General features: G+C 26.4%; 20 protein-coding genes. 3 read left to right on the plus strand and 17 right to left on the minus strand.

All coding sequences use genetic code 11. The features are described 5' to 3' along the window. Nucleotides 1-131: 131 nt before the first annotated feature. Together I1959_RS10005 and I1959_RS10010 are read right to left on the minus strand one after the other, a co-directional pair. Nucleotides 132-4,346, minus strand: a complete 4,215-nt coding sequence (locus I1959_RS10005; protein ID WP_195238184.1) for a 2-hydroxyacyl-CoA dehydratase — start codon at nt 4,344-4,346, stop codon at nt 132-134. 300 nt (nt 4,347-4,646) lie between these two features. Beyond that, nucleotides 4,647-6,245, minus strand: a complete 1,599-nt coding sequence (locus tag I1959_RS10010) for a Na/Pi cotransporter family protein (protein WP_166505571.1) — start codon at nt 6,243-6,245, stop codon at nt 4,647-4,649. A 162-nt stretch (nt 6,246-6,407) separates the two neighbouring features. Between I1959_RS10010 and I1959_RS10015 the strand changes: the two genes are divergently transcribed. Then, on the plus strand, nt 6,408-6,572 hold the full coding sequence (locus I1959_RS10015; RefSeq protein WP_195238185.1) for a hypothetical protein: 165 nt from the start codon (nt 6,408-6,410) through the stop codon (nt 6,570-6,572). A gap of 111 nt (nt 6,573-6,683) precedes the next feature. Here I1959_RS10015 and I1959_RS10020 read toward each other — a convergent pair whose 3' ends face one another. Beyond that, on the minus strand, nt 6,684-7,853 hold the full coding sequence (locus tag I1959_RS10020; protein WP_195238186.1) for a CD0519/CD1768 family membrane protein: 1,170 nt from the start codon (nt 7,851-7,853) through the stop codon (nt 6,684-6,686). A gap of 208 nt (nt 7,854-8,061) precedes the next feature. Beyond that, nucleotides 8,062-8,196 carry a hypothetical protein gene (locus I1959_RS15660; RefSeq protein WP_271893476.1) on the minus strand — a complete coding sequence of 45 codons (135 nt, stop codon included), beginning with the start codon at nt 8,194-8,196 and terminating at the stop codon, nt 8,062-8,064. Nucleotides 8,197-8,413: 217 nt separating this feature from the next. Between I1959_RS15660 and I1959_RS10025 the strand changes: the two genes are divergently transcribed. After that, entirely contained in the window at nt 8,414-8,662 is a 249-nt protein-coding gene (locus I1959_RS10025) for a hypothetical protein (RefSeq protein WP_092925384.1), read from the plus strand. Between the two features lie 28 nt (nt 8,663-8,690). On the opposite strand, the gene I1959_RS10030 is transcribed toward I1959_RS10025, so the two are convergent. The 11 genes from I1959_RS10030 to I1959_RS10080 all read right to left on the minus strand — a co-directional run bounded on the left by I1959_RS10030 (nt 8,691) and on the right by I1959_RS10080 (nt 17,852). After that, complete coding sequence (locus tag I1959_RS10030; RefSeq protein WP_195238187.1) at nt 8,691-9,239, minus strand: hypothetical protein; 549 nt, start codon at nt 9,237-9,239, stop codon at nt 8,691-8,693. A 76-nt stretch (nt 9,240-9,315) separates the two neighbouring features. Continuing rightward, nucleotides 9,316-10,935: an ABC-F family ATP-binding cassette domain-containing protein gene (locus I1959_RS10035; protein ID WP_166505574.1), complete on the minus strand. Its 1,620-nt coding sequence runs from the start codon at nt 10,933-10,935 to the stop codon at nt 9,316-9,318. 94 nt (nt 10,936-11,029) lie between these two features. Beyond that, on the minus strand, nt 11,030-12,049 hold the full coding sequence (locus tag I1959_RS10040; RefSeq protein WP_092925378.1) for a molybdopterin-binding protein: 1,020 nt from the start codon (nt 12,047-12,049) through the stop codon (nt 11,030-11,032). Then, the gene (gene mocA, locus I1959_RS10045; RefSeq protein WP_092925376.1) at nt 12,036-12,614 is read right to left on the minus strand and encodes a molybdenum cofactor cytidylyltransferase; all 579 of its coding nucleotides are present in this window, start codon (nt 12,612-12,614) and stop codon (nt 12,036-12,038) included. Before mocA ends, I1959_RS10040 begins: the two co-directional genes overlap by 14 nt. A 90-nt stretch (nt 12,615-12,704) precedes the next feature. Next, nucleotides 12,705-13,415 (minus strand): selenium cofactor biosynthesis protein YqeC, encoded by a 711-nt coding sequence (gene yqeC, locus I1959_RS10050; RefSeq protein WP_092925374.1) that lies wholly within the window; start codon nt 13,413-13,415, stop codon nt 12,705-12,707. A 106-nt stretch (nt 13,416-13,521) separates the two neighbouring features. Then, on the minus strand, nt 13,522-14,265 hold the full coding sequence (locus I1959_RS10055) for a cell division protein (RefSeq protein WP_207733574.1): 744 nt from the start codon (nt 14,263-14,265) through the stop codon (nt 13,522-13,524). Nucleotides 14,266-14,283: 18 nt separating this feature from the next. Further along, complete coding sequence (locus I1959_RS10060; RefSeq protein ID WP_092925372.1) at nt 14,284-14,775, minus strand: QueT transporter family protein; 492 nt, start codon at nt 14,773-14,775, stop codon at nt 14,284-14,286. 206 nt (nt 14,776-14,981) lie between these two features. Continuing rightward, a complete protein-coding gene (locus I1959_RS10065; protein ID WP_092925370.1) occupies nt 14,982-15,566 on the minus strand; it encodes a CDP-alcohol phosphatidyltransferase family protein in 585 nt (194 codons plus the stop codon). A gap of 16 nt (nt 15,567-15,582) precedes the next feature. Next, nucleotides 15,583-16,236 carry a TVP38/TMEM64 family protein gene (locus I1959_RS10070; RefSeq protein WP_195238188.1) on the minus strand — a complete coding sequence of 218 codons (654 nt, stop codon included), beginning with the start codon at nt 16,234-16,236 and terminating at the stop codon, nt 15,583-15,585. Beyond that, the gene (locus I1959_RS10075; protein WP_166505577.1) at nt 16,229-17,050 is read right to left on the minus strand and encodes a (Fe-S)-binding protein; all 822 of its coding nucleotides are present in this window, start codon (nt 17,048-17,050) and stop codon (nt 16,229-16,231) included. Before I1959_RS10075 ends, I1959_RS10070 begins: the two co-directional genes overlap by 8 nt. An 82-nt stretch (nt 17,051-17,132) precedes the next feature. After that, nucleotides 17,133-17,852: a TVP38/TMEM64 family protein gene (locus I1959_RS10080; RefSeq protein ID WP_330405509.1), complete on the minus strand. Its 720-nt coding sequence runs from the start codon at nt 17,850-17,852 to the stop codon at nt 17,133-17,135. A 282-nt stretch (nt 17,853-18,134) separates the two neighbouring features. On the opposite strand from I1959_RS10080, the gene I1959_RS10085 reads away from it, so the two are divergent. Further along, nucleotides 18,135-18,485: a hypothetical protein gene (locus I1959_RS10085; protein ID WP_092925366.1), complete on the plus strand. Its 351-nt coding sequence runs from the start codon at nt 18,135-18,137 to the stop codon at nt 18,483-18,485. 40 nt (nt 18,486-18,525) lie between these two features. Here the strand turns inward: I1959_RS10085 and I1959_RS10090 are convergent, their stop codons facing one another. Both I1959_RS10090 and I1959_RS10095 read right to left on the minus strand, forming a co-directional pair. Continuing rightward, nucleotides 18,526-18,750: a hypothetical protein gene (locus I1959_RS10090; RefSeq protein ID WP_092925364.1), complete on the minus strand. Its 225-nt coding sequence runs from the start codon at nt 18,748-18,750 to the stop codon at nt 18,526-18,528. Nucleotides 18,751-18,837: 87 nt separating this feature from the next. Beyond that, nucleotides 18,838-19,770: a DUF362 domain-containing protein gene (locus tag I1959_RS10095; protein ID WP_092925362.1), complete on the minus strand. Its 933-nt coding sequence runs from the start codon at nt 19,768-19,770 to the stop codon at nt 18,838-18,840. Between the last annotated feature and the right edge of the window lie 76 nt (nt 19,771-19,846).

Consider the following 19,846-nt stretch of genomic DNA (forward strand, 5'->3'; position numbering starts at 1 on the left):
AATATTATAGCATTTTCAATCTCTTCTTTTAAACACATATTTGAATTATTTCCTTACATAAAGATTCCCCTTAAAGTAGTGTTATCTAATAACTTTACATTCTATCTATTTTAAGGGGCTTAATTCATACTTTAAAAATTATTTTTTAATGCTGTTGATAACATTAATTTAATTCTATTTATTTGATTTATTTCACTTGCTGATGAATCATAATCAATAGCTATTATATTTGCATCTTTATACATTTCTTTTATTTTCTTTATTTGACCTTTTCCTGTTATATGATTTGGAAGGCACCCAAAAGGTTGCATGCATATAATATTTTTAATATCATCTTCTAATAACTCTAACATTTCTCCTGTCAATAACCAACCTTCTCCTGTTTGATTTCCTAATGATATTACATTTTCAGTATACTTAGATATAGTTCTTATATTTTTTGGAGGAATAAACCTTTTGCTTTTCATTAATTCTTTATTATAAGTGCTTTGATAAATATTCATTGTATTTATAAATAAATTTCCTAATTCTTTATTTATCCATTTTCCCTCTAAATATTTAAATTTATATTCTGCATTTAAACAACAACTAAGTAAAAAGTTAGATAGCTCAGGTACTACTGCTTCTCCACCTTCAGATTCTATAATATCAACTAAATAATTGTTTGCAAGAGGGTGAAATTTTACTAATATTTCTCCTACCAATCCAACCTTAGGCTTTTTTGTATCTATTAACTCTAAATTATCAAAATCATATATTATACTTTTTATATTTCTCTTAAACTCTAATATACTAGCTTTTTTTAATGATTCTTTGCATATGCAAACCCATTTATTATACAATTTATTAGCACTGTTTATATATTTTTCATAAGGTCTTGTTCTATATAAAACTTTCATCAATAAATCTCCATATATACAAGACATTAACAATCTATTAGCCATACTAAGTGTAATATGTTTTGATAATCCGTTTTTCTCTATTCCATTTACACTTAAGGATATTACAGGTATATCTTTGTATCCAGAATCATAAAGGGCTTTTCTTAAAAATCCTATATAATTAGTAGCTCTACATCCTCCACCAGTTTGTGTTATAGCTACAGAAGTATTATTTAAGTCATACTTACCAGTTTTTAACGCTTCTATAATTTGACCTATAACTATTATTGCAGGGTAACATGCATCGTTACTTACATATTTTAATCCTTCATCTATTATTTCTCTTTTTATATTTTCTAAAATAACCAAATTATACCCACTTAAATTTACTGTTTCTTTAAAAAATTGAAAATGTATAGGTGACATTTGAGGTACTAATATAGTATGTTTTTTATTTATTCTACCTTTTTTATATTCGATATGATCATTTTCTATATATTTATTATTTTTTCTTTCTTCTATTGCAGCTTTTAATGACCTTATCCTTATCTTAGCTGCACCTAGATTATTTCCCTCATCAATTTTTATAACTGTATGAATTTTAGATTTCTCATTTAAGATTTCTTTGACTTGATCTATTGTAATAGCATCTATACCACATCCAAATGAATTTAGTTGAACAAGTTCTAAATTAGAACTTTCTTTTACAAAACTTGCTGCTTTATACATTCTATGGTGATATACCCACTGATCAACTACTCTAAGTGATTTATTTATTTTAGATAAGTGACATATAGAATCTTCACTTAATACATTTATTCCTAAAGAGTTTATAAGTTCTGGTATTCCATGATTTATCTCCGGATCTATATGGTATGGCCTTCCACATAAAACTATACCTTTTTCATTTTTATCATAAATCTCTTTTAAGGCTTTTTCTCCCTCAATTTCTATATCTTTTCTGTATCTCTCTTGTTCTATATATGCCTTATCTAGAGACTTTTCTACCTCAGTCTTAGATATATTAAAGTACTTAAATAGTTCTTCATATAAGTTTTTAATAAGTTTCTCACGATTATTTAGACTTATAAAAGGATTAATATAATTTATATTTTTTATTTCATCTATATTATTTTTTATAACTTCTGAGTAAGATATAACTATTGGGCAATTATAGTTGTTGTCACATCGTTCATCTTCTTTTTTTTCATTAACTACACAAGGATAAAAAATATATTTTATATCTTTTTCTATTAAATCTTTTATGTGCCCATGTACCATCTTAGCTGGGTAGCAAATTGTGTCTGATGTTATAGATGATATTCCTTTTTCATATAAATCTTTTGATGAACGTTTAGATAAAACTACTCTAAATCCCATATTTGTAAAAAAAGTATGCCAAAATGGATAGTTTTCATATATATTTAATACTCTTGGAATACCTATTTCACCTCTAAATGCTTTAGATTTTTCTAATGGCTTGTAGTTAAATATTCGATTATATTTATATTTATAAAGATTTATCTTATTTTCTTTTATTTTATTATCATTATATAAAGCTTCTCCCCTCTCGCATCTATTTCCTGATATGAATAATTCATCATAAAATTTATTTATTGTTAATAAACAATTATTTGAGCATCCACCACATCTTGAAGTTTTTGAACTAACTTCTATGTTTTTTACTTTGTCTAAATTAAGTAAGGTGCTTTTATTGCTACCATTATGCATATCCATTGATATTAAAGCACATCCAAAAGCCCCCATTAACCCAGCTATAGATGGTCTTATTACCTCTTTGTTTATTATCTTTTCAAAACTTCTAAGTACTGAGTCATTATTAAATGTACCTCCTTGGACAACTATATTACTCCCTAAATTATCAAAATTATTTTCTTTAATAACCTTATATAATGCGTTTTTTATTATGGAATAGGAAAGACCAGCTGATATGTCTGCTATGCTAGCACCTTCTTTTTGTGCTTGCTTTACCTTTGAATTCATAAATACAGTACATCTTGAACCTAAATCTACTGGTAATTTAGATAATGTTCCTATTTTTGCGAATTCTTTTATGTCTATAGACAATGATTCTGAAAAATTTTCTAAAAATGAACCACATCCAGATGAGCATGCTTCATTTAATATTATATTATCAATTACACCATCTTTAATTTTTAAACACTTCATATCTTGCCCACCTATATCTAATATGAAGTCAACTTTATCATTAAAATACTTTGCTCCTTTATAATGTGCTATAGTTTCTATTTCCCCAAAATCTATACCTAATGCCTTCTTTATAAGACCTTCACCATAACCTGTTACTGTTGAGTAACATATATTAGCTTTTTTAGGTAATTTGCTATATATATCAATTAAAACTTCTTTGACTGTATCTAAAGGTCTTCCATTATTACTACTATAGTGACTATATAATATATTTTTTTCTTCATCTATTAAAACTACTTTTGTTGTAGTTGACCCTGCGTCTATACCTAAATAACAATTCCCTACTACTTTTTCTATATCTTTATATCCTATATCTTTTTTGTTATGCCTTTTTAAAAATATTTCATATTCATTTTTATCTTTAAATAGTGGCTCTAATTTACTTATTTTATTTATACCTTCTTTATCCAAATTCTTAATTTTATCTATCAATGATTCAAGGTTAACTTTGCTACCTTTTTTTGATATTAAACTAGCTCCCATACATACATAAAGTTGGGCATCCTTAGGAAATATTATATCTTCTTCATCTAAATTTAACACCCTCTTAAAAGCATATCTTAGTTCTGATAAAAAATATAATGGTCCTCCTAAAAAAGCAACCTTACCTTTTATCTCTCTCCCACAAGCTAATGCACTAACAGTTTGTATAGCAACTGCATTAAATATACTCATTGCAATGTTTTCTTTTTTAGCTCCATCATTTAAAAGAGGTTGTATATCTGTTTTTGCAAATACACCACATCTTGATGCTATCTTGTAAATCGTATCATAATTTTTTGCAAGTTCATTTAATCCACTAGAGTCGGTCTGTAAAAGATATGCCATTTGGTCTATAAATGCACCTGTTCCTCCTGCACATATACCATTCATCCTTTGATCTATTCCATCTGTTAAATAAGTTACCTTTGCATCTTCTCCTCCCAATTCAATAACCACATCAGTTTCTGGATAAAAATACTTTATAGCTTCTGTAGATGCTATTACTTCCTGTATAAAATCTATTTTTAGTCTCTTAGCCATATCGATTCCACATGACCCTGTTATTGCTACAGTTATTTCTCTACCTTCTAGTATACTTTGCACGTCTAATAATGTATCTAAAACTGTATTTTTTATACTTGACAAATGTCTTTTATAATTTTTATATACAATATTATTATCATCATCAAATACCACAACTTTGACTGTAGTTGAGCCAATATCTATACCTAATGAAAATAATCTATTCATGTTAAATCCCCCATATTTTCTGTTTATCTATTATTAAGTTTTATGCTTTTTTAGATATTTATATGTAGCCAAAATTTATAAGTTTTTTAAGTTGATATTTATATATATACATAAAAAATTCGCTTCGCTCATGTCTCCAACGACTTCGTTCGTTGCTTAAAAATTATTTTTGAGCTACTGTATATGCGGATATCTTTACTTTTTCTAAATATGTTACTATAACTTTAATTCATAGATTATCCACAACTTTCAAGTAAATATATTACATTAATAAGTAAAAAAGCACACTTATTTAGTGTGCTAATAATTTAATACTCTTATAGCTATATTTGAGCAATGATCTGAAATTCTTTCTAAGTTTGATACTAAATCTAGATATAATATCCCAGAGTCTATCTCACATGTATTATTGTTTAATCTGTATATATGATTTGCTCTTATTGATTTTTCTATATTGTCTACTTCTTCTTCTGTTTTAATTATTCTTTCAGCTATTTTTTTGTCTTTTTTATTTATAAGAATTAAAGCATCTTCATAATTTTTTTTGACTTTTTCAAACATTTCTTCAATTTCTTTTTGACCATCATTGGATATGCTTACATCTTTATCAATTGCTATCTCAGCAAGTTCAGCTATATTTTCAGAATGATCTCCTATTCTTTCCAAATCATTTATAGTGTTAAATAAATTATCTACCTCTTCTACTGAGTTACCAGTTAAAGATGTCTTAGACAATTTTAATAAATAGTTTAATATATTTCTTTGATAATCATTTATATCTTTTTCAATTTTAAATGTTTCTTCTACATCTTTTTTAGATTTATTTAAAAATGCACTCATAGATGAATTTAAGCATATATTTGTTACTTTAGCCATTTTATTAGTTTCTTTTAATGTATTTGCAAATGCTATTGATGGTGTTTCTAACATTCGCTCATCTAAATAAGTTTTAACTTCCTTTTCTTCTTCAGTTTGAGGAACTATCTTCATAGCTAATTTTACAATATACTTAGAAAATGGTAAAAGTATTATAACTGTTACTATATTAAATAATGTATGTGCATTTGCTATTTGTCTTGCTACATCTGTTGGATTAATTCTTGTTACTACTGCAACTATTGGCTTGTTTAATATTAATAAAAACATTAGTGTACCCAAAATATTAAATAATAAATGCATAATTGCTGCTCTTTTTGCATTTTTGTTAGCACCTATACTAGACAATAATGATGTAACACAAGTACCTATATTATCTCCATAAAGTATAGGAAGTGCAGATTGAAGTGGTATAATTCCTTGTGATGCTAATGCTATAAGCATCCCCATTGATGCACTTGAACTTTGAACTACTCCTGTTATTATAAGACCTAACAGTACACCAAGTAGTGGTCTATGACCAAAATTAACAAGTGCATCTGTGAATCCTTTATATTCAGCAAGAGGGCTGACAGCATCTTTCATAAACTCCATACCCGTAAATAATATACCAAATCCAAGCAATATCTCTGCTATATTTTTAGTTTTACTTTTTGATGAAAATAGATAAAGTGCTATACCTATACCTAAAGTTATAGGAGCAAGCCCCTCTAAATTAAAACTTACTAATTGAGCAGTTATAGTTGTACCTATATTTGCTCCCATTATAACTCCTATAGCTTGAGATAACGTCATTATACCTGCATTTACAAAACCAACTACCATAACAGTAGTAGCACTAGAGCTTTGTATTATCGCAGTTACTCCTGCTCCAACTAATACTCCAAGTAAAACATTACTTGTTAAAAGCTCTACTATTTTCTTTAGTTTTTCCCCAGCTGCTTTTTGAAGTCCATTACCCATTAATGTCATACCATATAAAAAAAGTCCTAGTCCTCCTATAAGACTTATTAGTATCTCCAAATTAATTCCTCCTTTGGTTAAACATCATTCTATATATATTTTTCTCCTTTTTCCATTTAATAATTCACTCTAATTTCTAAAGCTACATTTTATTGATTAGAATAGTAATTATATTTTTAGGTTAAATTATTATTGTTTAATAAATTATTTAAGGAGGACTATATGACTAGAAAAAAAGCTTGTAAAGCCCCTCAACAAAGTAAAAATGTTGCAAGTTCAAGTCTAGAAATAGCTGAAGAACTTAATATATCACCAAGATTAAGACCTAGCAAAACTGGTTCTGTTAGTCAAAATACATCTAGACCTATAAAGCCTGGAAAGAAGTAATCTAAAATATAAAATTTTTATGGTGCAGGATTACTAATCAATATAATTTTAAATATCCTAATACAAATAAAAATAGACTTAGATATCATCTAAGTCTATTTTCTATAAATTTTATGAAATTAGCATAAATATAAAATGAGAAGATACACCTGCACATATTCCACCTATCGTATGTGAAATTATTGCTTTACTAGTTAGTCCTCTTGCATTTAATGCATCCATCATACCTACATGAGTACTTAAGTATCCACTCCAACACATTCCCATGGCCGTAAATACGGCTATATCATTAGGAGTTATAACATTATCTTTGATAAACTGTGGTACTAAACTCATAGCTGCACCAACTGCACCTAATGATGTTATAGGAAATGCTATAGCTTGTGCTGATGTAAATCCAAACAATGGTTCTAATATAAAGTTTAGCTTCTTTCCTATTACAGGTAAAAGAGCTATACCTTCATATGCTGCCCCTGTATATACTTCTTTACCGGTATTTGGATCTATACTTGGGCCAAATGTAAGTAACATTACTAATGTACATACTATTAAAACACCTGGTATTATAGCTAATCCTAATTCTACACCTGATTTTCCACCTTCAAGTATTGCATCTAGGACTCTTTGGAATATATTTCCATCTCTTATTTCTCTATACTCTTCTATCTTAGAATTTTCTATTTCTAAACTAGTATTATCTATCTCATCTTTATAGTATTTTTTTGTAAAGTGCAACATTATTCTAACACTAATTATACTACCTATTATGGCACCTATATTTCCTACTAACGCCGGAAGTACATATTTTTCACCCTGAGATATCATAAATGTTGTAACTATAAGACCCATTCCAAAAGATGTACCCAAATTACAAAGTGCTGGTACTTGGTACTTTTTAAAATACCTAGTAAAAGATTTATCCTTGCTAAATGATATGATTGCTGGATTATCAGATAAATAAGTAGTTACAGCTCCTGCTATACTAGCTCCTGGAAGTCCATATAAAGGCTTCATAAAAATAGCAAATATTTTATTAAGTAGTGATATTACTCCAAATTCTGATAATAATGCACTTAGTGCCCCTGCTAAAACAGCCATTGCCATTATTAAAAATACAGTATTTAATAATAAATCGTGAGCAGTGTTCATTATGACTTTAAACATTATACCTGCTCCCATGATACTTGCTACATAGGTAAATCCGCCTAATAAGATAGCTAAAAATACAAATGTCTCTAGATTTACCGACCTGACTTTCCTTTTAGTTGTAGTATTTTGCATACAAATCATCCCCTATGTAATTATTATCTGTGTCTTTTAAACTTAAAATTATAAATTTAAAGAATATTTTTTATTATTCTATAATATATTAAATTTATTTTTATGTAAATATTTATTTTTTCTTTGCGATAATTTGCATTTATATTTATTAATAAAAAAGTACTACCATATGGTAGTACTTTAAACATTTACATTTATATATTAATTTCTACTTATTATCTATTATAGTTTTTGTTGTATCTAAATCTTTAGCTAAGCATTTTTGACTATTTATTCTTTCACTTACTAATAAGTAGTTGCTTATTCCTTTTAATGTTTTTGCTAATTTATTTATCATTGCCATTTTTAACTCCCCCTTTATGTTTTCTACTTAGGATATTGTATACAATATACTGTATCAAGTCAATACTTTTATTAAAAGTTTATTTTTTATCAAATTTTTTATGCCAAACTTAATCAATTTAACTTATATATACAATATTATTTTATATTTTTGACTTTTAGTTTATAATAAAGGTTATAATATAAAAGTTAATTTTCATAAAATGAGGAGGTACGTCATGTCTTGTCCAAACTGCAAGTGCAATAAATCAAAAATAAGTAATGATGAATATGAAGAATTAAAAGAATATTTCAAAGATGAGATACAAGATTATAAAATTGTTGATTATATAAAAGATAATGGTAATCATAGTTCTTATGTTGAGGTAGAACTTGAAGACTATATCGTTGAAATTGAGGATATAGATACTGATAATTTAAATTTAGATAAAGTAATAGATGCTTTAATAAGAAATAGTGTTAAATAATTAAAAGTAGACTAATTTTAGTCTACTTTTAATTATTTTTCTCTGAATCTATTTTCATTTTTAATATTTCTAATTGACTTTTATATGCTACTAATTGTATTTCTATTTTTTCTTTTTTAAGCTGTATATTCTTTTTAGTTTTTTCACTTTTTGCATTTCTTATTTCATCTTCCATTTTAGTACTCATAGCTTCAAGTACATATACAGTCTTTTGTAATTTCTCATATACAGCCCTAGGATTATTATTTTGCTCACTTTTTCTCTCTAATATAAACATTATCTTAAAGTACATAAATGCAACAAAAATATTTATTACATTATCTAGTAATTCTTGTGTCATACTATCACTAATTATTGCTACTAAAATAAAAGATGCTATATTAAATAAAAATAGTGTAGTTAACTTATTTTTATTTTTGTCATAGTTATAATCTTCTTTATATCTAGCTAGTCTATATGGAATAGCTATTGTGACTATCGGTGATAAAAACAGTATATTTCCTTCTAATATAGCGTATATAACACTTAGTGCGGTTAAAAGCATTATGGCTTTATTAGTTATATCTACTTTTTTCATATATTTCTCCTTTTTGGATATTAAAAATACCTCCTTGCACAAAGTATAAAATACTCTGTGCTTAGAGGGTATTAATTTATTTACCATACATAGTTTTTAATTGAGCTTGTATGTCTTTATTTTCTAAGTATTCATCTAGCGTAGTTTTTCTATCCATAACACCACCTGGAGTTATTTCTATTATTCTATTTGCTAGAGTTTGTATCATTTCGTGGTCATGAGAATTAAATATTAATACTCCTGGGAACTTTTCTAAACCTTTGTTTACAGAAGTTATACTTTCAAGGTCTAAGTGGTTAGTTGGGTCATCTAAAACTAATACGTTAGCGTTACTTAACATAAGTTTTGATAACATACATCTAACTTTTTCTCCTCCTGATAAAACTTGAGCTTGCTTTAGAGCTTCTTCTCCACTAAATAACATTCTACCTAAGAATCCTCTTATAAAACTTTCACTCTTTTCTTCAGAATATTGTCTTAACCAATCAACTAATGAGTATTCTACACCATCAAAGTATTGATTGTGATTTTTAGGTAAGTAACTTTGAGAAGTTGTAACTCCCCACTTAAATGTTCCACTATCAGCAGTATCTTCACCCATTATTATATTGAATAATGTAGTTATAGCTATTTCGTCACCCATAAATGCTACTTTATCATCTTTATCAAGTCTAAATGATACATTATCAAGTACTTTAACACCATCTACAGTTTTAGTTAATCCTTCAACTTCTAAAACCTCATTTCCTATTTCTCTCTCAGGTGTAAATCCTACATATGGATATCTTCTTCTTGATGGTTGTATTTCTTCAACTTGTATTTTTTCTAATTGTTTTTTTCTAGATGTTGCTTGCTTTGCTTTAGAAGCATTTGAACTGAATCTTGCGATGAACTCTTTAAGTTGAGCTATTTTTTCTTCAGCCTTTTTATTTTGATCCTTAGCAAGTTGTAATGCTAATTGGCTTGACTCATACCAGAAATCGTAGTTACCAACATACATTTGTATCTTACCAAAATCAACGTCAACTATATTTGTACATATTTGATTTAAGAAGTGTCTATCATGTGATACAACTATAACGATAGAATCTTCAAGTCCCATTATAAACTCATTTAACCAGTTTATAGATTGGAAGTCTAAGTGGTTTGTAGGTTCGTCCATTATTAGTATCTCAGGCTTACCAAATAATGCTTGAGCAAGTAATACTTTAACCTTTTCTCCACCTGTTAATTCTTTCATTTGCTTATAATGTACCTCTTTAGGTATACCAAGACCCATTAAAAGTCTCTCTGCATTAGTCTCTGCATCCCATCCATCAAGTTCGGCAAATTCACCTTCAAGTTCAGCAGCTTTTATACCATCTTCTTCAGTGAAATCAGGCTTCATGTATAATGCATCTTTTTCTTTCATTATAGAATATAGTCTTTCGTGTCCCATTATAACTACATCTAAAACTGTATCTTCTTCATATTTGAAGTGGTCCTGTCTAAGTACTGACATTCTTTCTTTTTCAGTTATTGAAACACTTCCTGTGTTTGGCTCTATATCACCAGCTAATATTTTAAGGAAAGTTGATTTTCCTGCACCATTAGCTCCTATTATCCCGTAACAATTTCCTTTAGTGAATTTTAAGTTAACATCTTTGAATAACTCTTTATCACCAAATCTAAGTCCAACATTTGTAACTTGTAACATTAATGTGTATTCCTTTCTTTCTTTCTTTAATTTTCGTAAATTACATAACATTTTTATAATATAATAAATATTTAATTTAGTCAACTGATGAGTACTACACCTTAGCAAAATTACAGGCTGGATATGTGCAAATATCGCAATTCATACAAAGTCCACCATGCCCATACATTGCTATATCTTTTTTAGTTAATTTTTCATCTACTAGTACTCTTGGTAAAATAACATCAAATACTGTTGTTTTATTATACATTGCACATCCTGGTATCCCCATTATAGGTATATCACCTTTATATGCTAATAAAAACATTGCCCCAGGAAGTATTGGTGAACCATAGGTTATTATACTTGCTCCACTTTCTTTTATAGCAGTAGGTGTTACATCATCTGGATCTACACTCATACCACCTGTGCAACATATAAGTTCTGCACCTTGATTTATAAAATCTTCTATAGCATTTTTTATCATAATAGTATCATCTTTACATATAGCTTGACCTATAACTTCACACCCAAACTTTTCAACCTTTTCTTTTATAACAGGTCCAAATTTATCTACTATTCTTTTATAAAATACTTCATTTCCAGTTGTAACTATACCAACCTTCTTAGGTTTAAACTCTACTACATTTACGATTTTTTTATTACCTACTATATTTTTTGCTTCGGTTAGCTTATTTTTATCTATTAGTAAAGGAATCACTCTTGTTCCTGCTACTTTAGTTCCTTTATTTACTATAAAATTATTATGTAGGGTAGATAACATTATATCATCTATCATATTAAGTTCTAATAATGTATCTACGTCTATTTTTAAAAGTCCATATTTATTTGATATAAAATCTATTTTACCTTCTTTTATATCACTAAAATCTAAATTTTCTCCTGCTGTTAAATCTTTTAAGAATATAGCTCCATCATTTTCATGAACCATATCTTCATTTTTTTCCCAAACATATAGATGATCTTTACCTAATGATAGTAAAACTTCTATATCTTCTTTTTTTACTATATGACCTTTTTTAAAAGCAACCCCTTTAAACTCACCTGGAATTATCTTTGTTATATCATGACAAAGTATATGTCCTATAGCATCTACTGTTTTAATCTTTTTCATATATTCCCCCTAATTGTATATAGTCTTTTTTTGTGTCAATATCAAATAACATATACTCACTGACATCTACATATTTTATTTTACATGAATTAGTTATAACTTTTTTACCTTTTTCATCTTCTTTTAAACTTAATAATTCCTCTCTTTTATACTCTGGAAATATTACAGGATTTCCTTTTCTATCTTTATATCTTGGAATTATTATAAAATCTTTATTTTCATTAAATTCTTCTATCATTTTATTTATATATTTGCTATCAATTAAAGGTTGATCTCCTACAAAAAACATATATCCAAAGGATTGCTTGCTATTATTTATACCTAATCTTATAGATTCACTTTGACCTATATAATTTTTTTTATTTTCTATATATTTATAGTTGTATTTTTTTGAAATATCCTTTATTTCATCATATGAACTAACAACTATAACTTCTTTAAATTCAACTTTTGATATTTCATCAAATACATATTCTATTATAGTTTTATCTTTGTATTTTAGTAAGAGCTTATTTTCTCCCATTCTTTTTGATAGCCCTGATGCCATTATAATCGCTGTTATCATTTTTTATATCCTTATTAATTTATTAAAAAGTTTATTTTTATACAAATATAAAACACTAATTATTTATGATATTAAAATAAATCTTATATTCTATACACAATAAAATAAATCATTTAATATACTTCCATATATTATTTTTATATTATGTTCATGTTTATTAATACTGTTAATAAGATTTTTTGCTATATCTAAATGCTTTTTTGTTTCTACTTTATTAATTAATAATATTTTTTCACAATTGATATTTTTAAACATACCATTTTTATTTATTACTATATCAACCATATTTTCTATAGTTACTTTATTTTTAGTGTTTGTTAATTTTTCAAATTCTTTAAGTCTATGTATATTTTTATCGTTTATACACATATCATAAGAAGTTATATCTAATACCCCTATAACTTTCGTGGTTTTAGGATATACTACCGGCTCGTTTATATTCCATCCTTTAAGCTTTTTTCTCTTAGAACCATCACCTTCTATTAAAAGAACATCAAAATCACCTTTGATCTTATCTAAATCATAAAAATCTAGCCCTATTATCTTATTATCTAAATTTATATATGATCCAACAATAACGACTCTTTCTTTTTCACATTTTTTATATTTTGCACTATCTAATATGTACATATTGTCATATAATTCTTTTGGCGGTACATATATTTTTGTTGTTGTGCTTATAAGTATTTTTTTGCTATTAATGCTAGATGCCAACTTATTTATAAGTGAGGTTTTTCCTCCAGCTCCTATTACTGTTATAATCTCTTGTTCTCTTAAGTTTAATGCTTCTTTTAAATTCATATCTACCCTAACTTTATATATTTATAAACTTTTATTTAATATTTTTTTAATGTAAAATAAAGAATCCATAGAATAATTATAACATTATTCTATGGATTTATACAGATTAATTACATACTAATCCTATTTTTATTTTATCTTTTGTTTGTTCTTTTACATACAATGAGAAAATGCTATCACAAGAATTTTCGCTTTTTTCTTTTATAATAGTTAATATATCATTTACAACAAATATCATTTCATCTTCTTTGCAATAATTAGATCCCATTTCAATAAATATTATTTGCTTTTTATTTAAAAGTTCATTATGTGATCCACTTACATTTTCTAGTAAATTTCTTACCATGTCTTCTTTAGATATGTCTTTACCAAACTCTTTATAAGAATATTTTATTCCACCATCTGTACATAAAGTTTCTTTTAAATCTGTTAAGTCTAAGTTTATCATGCATTGATATGATATAGATTCAACTAACATATTTACTAAATTTATAAATTTATCCATTGAAGCTTCATCTACTTTAAATTCTCTATTTATATTTACTTCGTCTTTATTTTCTTTATTAGAAGAATCTATTCCTATACTTAATATTCTTCTTTCATCTGCCATATATCCTATTGCATTGACTATCTGTAATGCCTTTTTATCTTCACTATTATAAGTTAAAAATAATAAGTCTACTCCATCTAATAATTCTCTAACATAATCCTTATCTACATCTTGATTTATAGATATTTCTTCTATATCCATATTATTTTCTAATTTAAATTTAATAGAATTTAATGTATTTATTCCATCATTTCCTATACCTATTATTTTAGCTTTTTCTAATTTTTCTTCTATATTCATAATATCTCCTTAATCAGATTACTTTAATAGTTTAAGATATTTATTTTCTAATATCTTAAATAATGGAACACCAATTATAGTTATTACTACAAATTGTCCAAAACCTACTTGTAGCATTGAAAGTATAAGAGGCACACCAAATAATTTATTTAGCATAATACCTATTATTATAGCATTTACTATTGTTGGCCATAATGATGCGATTAGTACATAACCTTTTTTTCCTTTCATTGTTTTACCTGTTAGGTAAACTAAGTATACACTTATAAATGTTGCCAAAGTTCCAAATATAATATCAGGAACACCATAAGGACCTATTACATTAGCTAAAAAACATCCTATTGTCAAAGCTAATATGTATTCCTTACTTATAAGTGGTAGTAGTGTCATAACCTCAGCTATTCTAAATTGTATTGTTCCATAACTTATAAAACCAAAAGCTAAAGTAACTGCTGCATAAACACCTGCTACTACTCCAGTTTTAACTATCTTTTTAGTGTTGTTTCTCATCTTTTTTCTCCTAAGTGCTTATTATTTATAGCCTAATCTACTTGGAAAAAATAAAAACCGTAGAAATTCTACAGTTTTAATGGCAGTTAATTAAATGCCTATTTTAACCGTAGTTTTTTTTATAGACAGGAGGCTTTCGAACTGTCTTTTTAAGGTTACTTACGATATTATATAATATATATTTTTTTATTTCAAATATTTTAATATTACTTTAATATGTTTTTAGCTTCAATCATTCTTTGAAGTGCTGTTATTATAACTATAAACGAAAATATATTAACTACTATACCTAAATAACTTTCAAAAATCATCATAAGAGATAACATTATAAATCCTTCACTTCTTTCAGCTACTCCTGCTTGATAATAAAATGATTTTATTCCGCTTTTTTCACTAACTGCACCAACTGTTAAAAATATTACCATTGATATTAATATACAAGCTAATAATACAATAATATTTAATCTTATCTCTTCAAATTTTAGTGCACTTACAAATATTATACCTATTTCTACTATCCTATCAAACGTAACATCTAACACTGTTCCAAAACTAGATGATGAGTCTGTTTTTCTAGCTATACTTCCATCTACTGCATCTAAGTATCCAGATATCCAAAGTAGCATTACAGCTAGTATATTTTTATCTAAATATAATAATACTGCTGATAATACCCCCAGTATAAGAGCTAGTGTAGTTACAGTGTTTGCGCTAATTTTTCTTTTTATAAATATATTTGCTCCAAATTCTATAAATGGATTTACATATTTTCTAGCATGTGTGTCTAACATATTATTTCCCTTCTATTTAATGTTTTTCTTCTAATTTATCTTTTAGAAATTTATTTTTTAAAAATATTGATACAGTAAATAATAATACTAAAAGAGCTATTGAAATATAAAAGCTAGTACTTTTTATATTTAAAGAAGTAGCCCCTATATTTGTAAATACTGCTATACCAGGAATAGTTCCAAATAGTGTAGCTAGTATAAAATCCTTATATTTTACATTTGTAATACCTGCTCCATAGCTTATTACATCAAATGGAAATAGTGGTATTAACCTTAATAGAAATATTATATAAAATCCATTTTTTTCTATTAATCTTTCTATTTTTTCTAACTTATCGCTTGACTTTCTTTTAATTATTTCTTTTCCTAAATACCTAGCTATAAAAAATGCTATACTTGCACCTATTAAAGCTCCTATTGTTGTATATATATACCCCTTACTAAATCCAAATATTAGACCTGCTGATATTGCAAGTACTGAATCTGGAAAAAATGTTAGAGGTACTAATGAAAACATCACTATATATATAAATGGAGCTAATACACCAAATGTTTTTACATATTCTTTTATTGTATATATATCAACATTATTACCTATATATTTATTTGTAATTACTACAAAAGCTAATATCCCTATTGTGACTAGTATTTTTTTTAACTTATTATTCATATTTTCTCCTATTATTTAGTTTATATCTATTTATCCATGAATTTATACTAGATTTATTATATTGTGTAAACTTATCTTTGTTTAAATATTCTTCATTAAAAATTAAGTCTAATATATGAATTGAATTTTTCCCTCCATTTATCATAAACTTAACACATGTTTCACAGTAACATATAGTATAATCACTTTTTGTTTGAGAACATCTTTTTTCAAGTTGTTTTTTCTTATTTTCATTGTCTGTAAATATAGCTCCACAACACATAGAACTACTTCTATTTTTTTCAAATTCACTGTATTTAATTCCTAAGCTTTTAAGTATATCTCTTGCACTTATATATATAGATTCAACGCCTCTTATTGCACAAGAATCATGTATTGCAAATTCTATATTTAGATCACTATAATATCCAATTAACCTATTATCTAATCCAAATTCTCTTATGACATCTAATAAAAAATATACTTCTATATTTTTACTATTTTCACTTAAACTTTTATAACAATTAGGACATGACGTTATAACCTTTTTAACATTGTTAGTATTTAGAGTTTCATCTAAATTTTTATAGTATTTTTCAAATGATTTATAATCTTTTATCATTATACTTGGTTTATAACAACAAGAAAAAGTTATTCCTATATTTTTTATATGACCTCTTAAATAATTATATATATTTAGTATAATTTTTTCATCATACCCACTCAAACTACACCCTGGCATAAATAATACATCAGCATCTTCATCTATAAAAGTTTTTCTAAATAATTTATTATTGCTGCTAATTTGATGTATTTTATATGGTAGTTTACTCATTTTATCACCTTCCTTAAACTTATTTTAAAATAATTTTTTATATAATTTACAAAACAATATGGATTGGCTTAGCCAATCCACATTATTTTTCTTTTAAAGATTTATTTAAATTACTATTTTTTTCATTGTAAATCTTTTTAAGCATATATCCAAGTATACTTAATGCAAATAATATCATAAGGCCTGTTACTACAAATTTTAAGGAACCTGTTAACATATCTCCAACATAAGAATATATTATAGTTGCAGGAAGCTGTCCTATGCCTGTTGCTATAAAAAATGAACTAAACTTCATTGAAGTAAGACCTGCTGCGTAGCTAACAAGGTCAAAAGATATAAATGGTAGTAATCTAGCTATTAATATTGTATGTTTTCCGTACTTGTCAAAGAAGTTATCTATGTTATCTAATGCATATTTGCTTGTAAGCTTTATAACTACATCTCTACCTAAAAATCTTGCTATATAAAAGCATAATGCTGCTCCTACCATTGAACTAGTCCATGAAAGCATTGCTCCTTTTACCCACCCAAATAAAGCCGCATTAGCAAAAGTTATTAAAAATGCTGGAAGTGGTGCTGCCACTGATTGAAGTATCATAAGTAAAAAAGATATTATAGGTGCTAATATACCAAAAGATAATATATATTCTTTTATAGCATCTATGTTTAGCATACTTAAATAAAATATCATCTGATTTATACCTTTATTTATCTGCGGTATAAATAAATATATACCTATTACTAATAACGATACACCTATTTTTACTGATATATTTTTTAATTTATTATCTATTTTTATCACCTACTATGTCCTATTTATATATTTTTTATGACATTATGACCATTTATAATATAATTCATAATAATATTTAAATTTTTAAAGTCATTCTTAAATATTTTAGCATAAACAGTGCAAAATTCTTATAAATATATATATTGTAATTTTATATACCAATAACTACATATATTGATTTTTTCTATACATAATTTATATTTTACAAAAATTTATTTATATATAAATTTTGTGTAACAATTTTTATCAAGATGCATATCATAAATATTAATATGTATAATTGGAGGTTTTATGCCTAGAAATAAAGGTCTTAATAACTGTAATTTACTAGTCAATAATTGTAATTCATTTTCTAATCAAAATCTTATACTAGTTACTATATTGGCAGCAATCATAGGTCAAGAAATAGAAAACGATGAAGAATTAGCACTTCTTGGTACATTTTTTATAGTTTTAGGAGAACAGTTATCTTTAGTCTCTGAAAGTAGAATAGTATGTAGAGAAGTCAATAAAGAATTAGAAAATTTAAATGATGAAGCAGAAGTTGATGAAATTAATGAAGTATTTTTAAGAAATACCTCAAGAAAAAAAGTAAAAAAAATTAAGAAAAAATACATAAAAAAATATAGTGACAAAAAATAAAAAGGCTATAATTTATGCATTATAGCCTTTTTATTTAACATTACTCTCTATAGTAATTTTTTTCTCTTGCTGTTTTTTGATCATTATTTAAATTACTATTTTTAGTTCTAGTTTTGCTGCTATAGATAGCTTCATTTTCTGATGCCATCTTAGCATTTACTTCAGTTTCATTAGCTCCATTTATACCTAATTCATGTGCTATTTCTATTTTTTCATTTTCATAATCTTGCATTCTTCTAGTGCTATGTTTTTTTTGGTTAGTCATGTTGCCACATCCTTTGGTTTTATTTCTATATATATTATTTCACTTCTATAATTTAAAATTCTTATAAAACATTACCAATTTATATATCTATCTACCATGTATATCTTTAAGCTTTTCTTTATCAACCCTTACTTCACTATCACCATATGCACACTTGCTAAATATCTTTTCTGCTTCTTCTAAGCTTAATCCTTTTATTTCCATATTCTTAGGGTCAGATTCTCCTATGTTATCTTTATCTAATCCATAGAGATAACATACTGCTTGTGGTAAAAAGCCTAGAAGTCTTGCTCCTATGCAATCTGCTGCTAGTGGATCTGTTGATGCTATAATAAGTCCTGGTGTATCTACTGCCATTCCATTATGAGGTCCTGTACCTACCATAGCTTTATCACAGCTTATTATACTTAAGTCTATAGGTATTTCATTTGCCATAGCTCTTATGAATCCATGCAAGTCCTTATGAATCCCTGTATTTTTTTTTGGATACCCATGGATTTCTGCTGGCGGCCATCCCATTGCTATATTTTTTATCGCACTTGTTATTGTTGCTTCTTCATGATGCTTTAACTGAGTAAATGATATTATTACATCTGCTTTATTTACTATTTCATTTATAGGAGTTGATTTTATTATGTCATGCTTTAGCTTTAAATCTATATATGGACCATAATTCATATCAACAAATTCTATTTTTTCTTCTTCTATTATTTTGTCATACCCTACATTTTTCATAACCTCTGTAGTCTTTTTACTTCCAGATCCTGTTGCTATATATATTTTGCTAGGTTCTTTTTCTTTTATATACTGTATAAGTGTTTTTAAAGTTTTAGGACCTACAATTCCTGCATCTTTTGGTTTGCTATCTTTTACCCAGTTAGGATTTATAACTACTACGTCTCCTTTTTTTATAATTTTATCTATTGGCAATAAATCTAAAGCTTTTTCTAATGATTTAGATTCTGTCATTGCCTTAGTTATTGAAACTATAGGTTCTTTAACCCTTCTCTCTCTTATCATAAAATCACCTCGTCTTTAGTATTTTTTTTAAATTTTAAATTTTATGTAACTAGCTATTATCATCAATATTTATATA

Origin of the sequence: Romboutsia sp. 1001285H_161024_C4 (assembly GCF_015550185.1) — a bacterium.
GTDB lineage: Bacteria > Bacillota > Clostridia > Peptostreptococcales > Peptostreptococcaceae > Romboutsia_C > Romboutsia_C hominis.

What these genes read in the sequence shown, in the direction of transcription:
- I1959_RS10005 (WP_195238184.1), bottom strand. Translation starts at nt 4,346, where the DNA reads ATGAATAGATTATTTTCATTAGGTATAGATATTGGCTCAACTACAGTC.
- I1959_RS10015 (WP_195238185.1), top strand. Translation starts at nt 6,408, where the DNA reads ATGACTAGAAAAAAAGCTTGTAAAGCCCCTCAACAAAGTAAAAATGTT.
- I1959_RS10020 (WP_195238186.1), bottom strand. Translation starts at nt 7,853, where the DNA reads ATGCAAAATACTACAACTAAAAGGAAAGTCAGGTCGGTAAATCTAGAG.
- I1959_RS15660 (WP_271893476.1), bottom strand. Translation starts at nt 8,196, where the DNA reads ATGGCAATGATAAATAAATTAGCAAAAACATTAAAAGGAATAAGCAAC.
- I1959_RS10025 (WP_092925384.1), top strand. Translation starts at nt 8,414, where the DNA reads ATGTCTTGTCCAAACTGCAAGTGCAATAAATCAAAAATAAGTAATGAT.
- I1959_RS10030 (WP_195238187.1), bottom strand. Translation starts at nt 9,239, where the DNA reads ATGAAAAAAGTAGATATAACTAATAAAGCCATAATGCTTTTAACCGCA.
- I1959_RS10035 (WP_166505574.1), bottom strand. Translation starts at nt 10,935, where the DNA reads ATGTTACAAGTTACAAATGTTGGACTTAGATTTGGTGATAAAGAGTTA.
- I1959_RS10040 (WP_092925378.1), bottom strand. Translation starts at nt 12,049, where the DNA reads ATGAAAAAGATTAAAACAGTAGATGCTATAGGACATATACTTTGTCAT.
- mocA (WP_092925376.1), bottom strand. Translation starts at nt 12,614, where the DNA reads ATGATAACAGCGATTATAATGGCATCAGGGCTATCAAAAAGAATGGGA.
- yqeC (WP_092925374.1), bottom strand. Translation starts at nt 13,415, where the DNA reads ATGAATTTAAAAGAAGCATTAAACTTAAGAGAACAAGAGATTATAACA.
- I1959_RS10055 (WP_207733574.1), bottom strand. Translation starts at nt 14,265, where the DNA reads ATGAATATAGAAGAAAAATTAGAAAAAGCTAAAATAATAGGTATAGGA.
- I1959_RS10060 (WP_092925372.1), bottom strand. Translation starts at nt 14,775, where the DNA reads ATGAGAAACAACACTAAAAAGATAGTTAAAACTGGAGTAGTAGCAGGT.
- I1959_RS10065 (WP_092925370.1), bottom strand. Translation starts at nt 15,566, where the DNA reads ATGTTAGACACACATGCTAGAAAATATGTAAATCCATTTATAGAATTT.
- I1959_RS10070 (WP_195238188.1), bottom strand. Translation starts at nt 16,236, where the DNA reads ATGAATAATAAGTTAAAAAAAATACTAGTCACAATAGGGATATTAGCT.
- I1959_RS10075 (WP_166505577.1), bottom strand. Translation starts at nt 17,050, where the DNA reads ATGAGTAAACTACCATATAAAATACATCAAATTAGCAGCAATAATAAA.
- I1959_RS10085 (WP_092925366.1), top strand. Translation starts at nt 18,135, where the DNA reads ATGCCTAGAAATAAAGGTCTTAATAACTGTAATTTACTAGTCAATAAT.
- I1959_RS10090 (WP_092925364.1), bottom strand. Translation starts at nt 18,750, where the DNA reads ATGACTAACCAAAAAAAACATAGCACTAGAAGAATGCAAGATTATGAA.
- I1959_RS10095 (WP_092925362.1), bottom strand. Translation starts at nt 19,770, where the DNA reads ATGATAAGAGAGAGAAGGGTTAAAGAACCTATAGTTTCAATAACTAAG.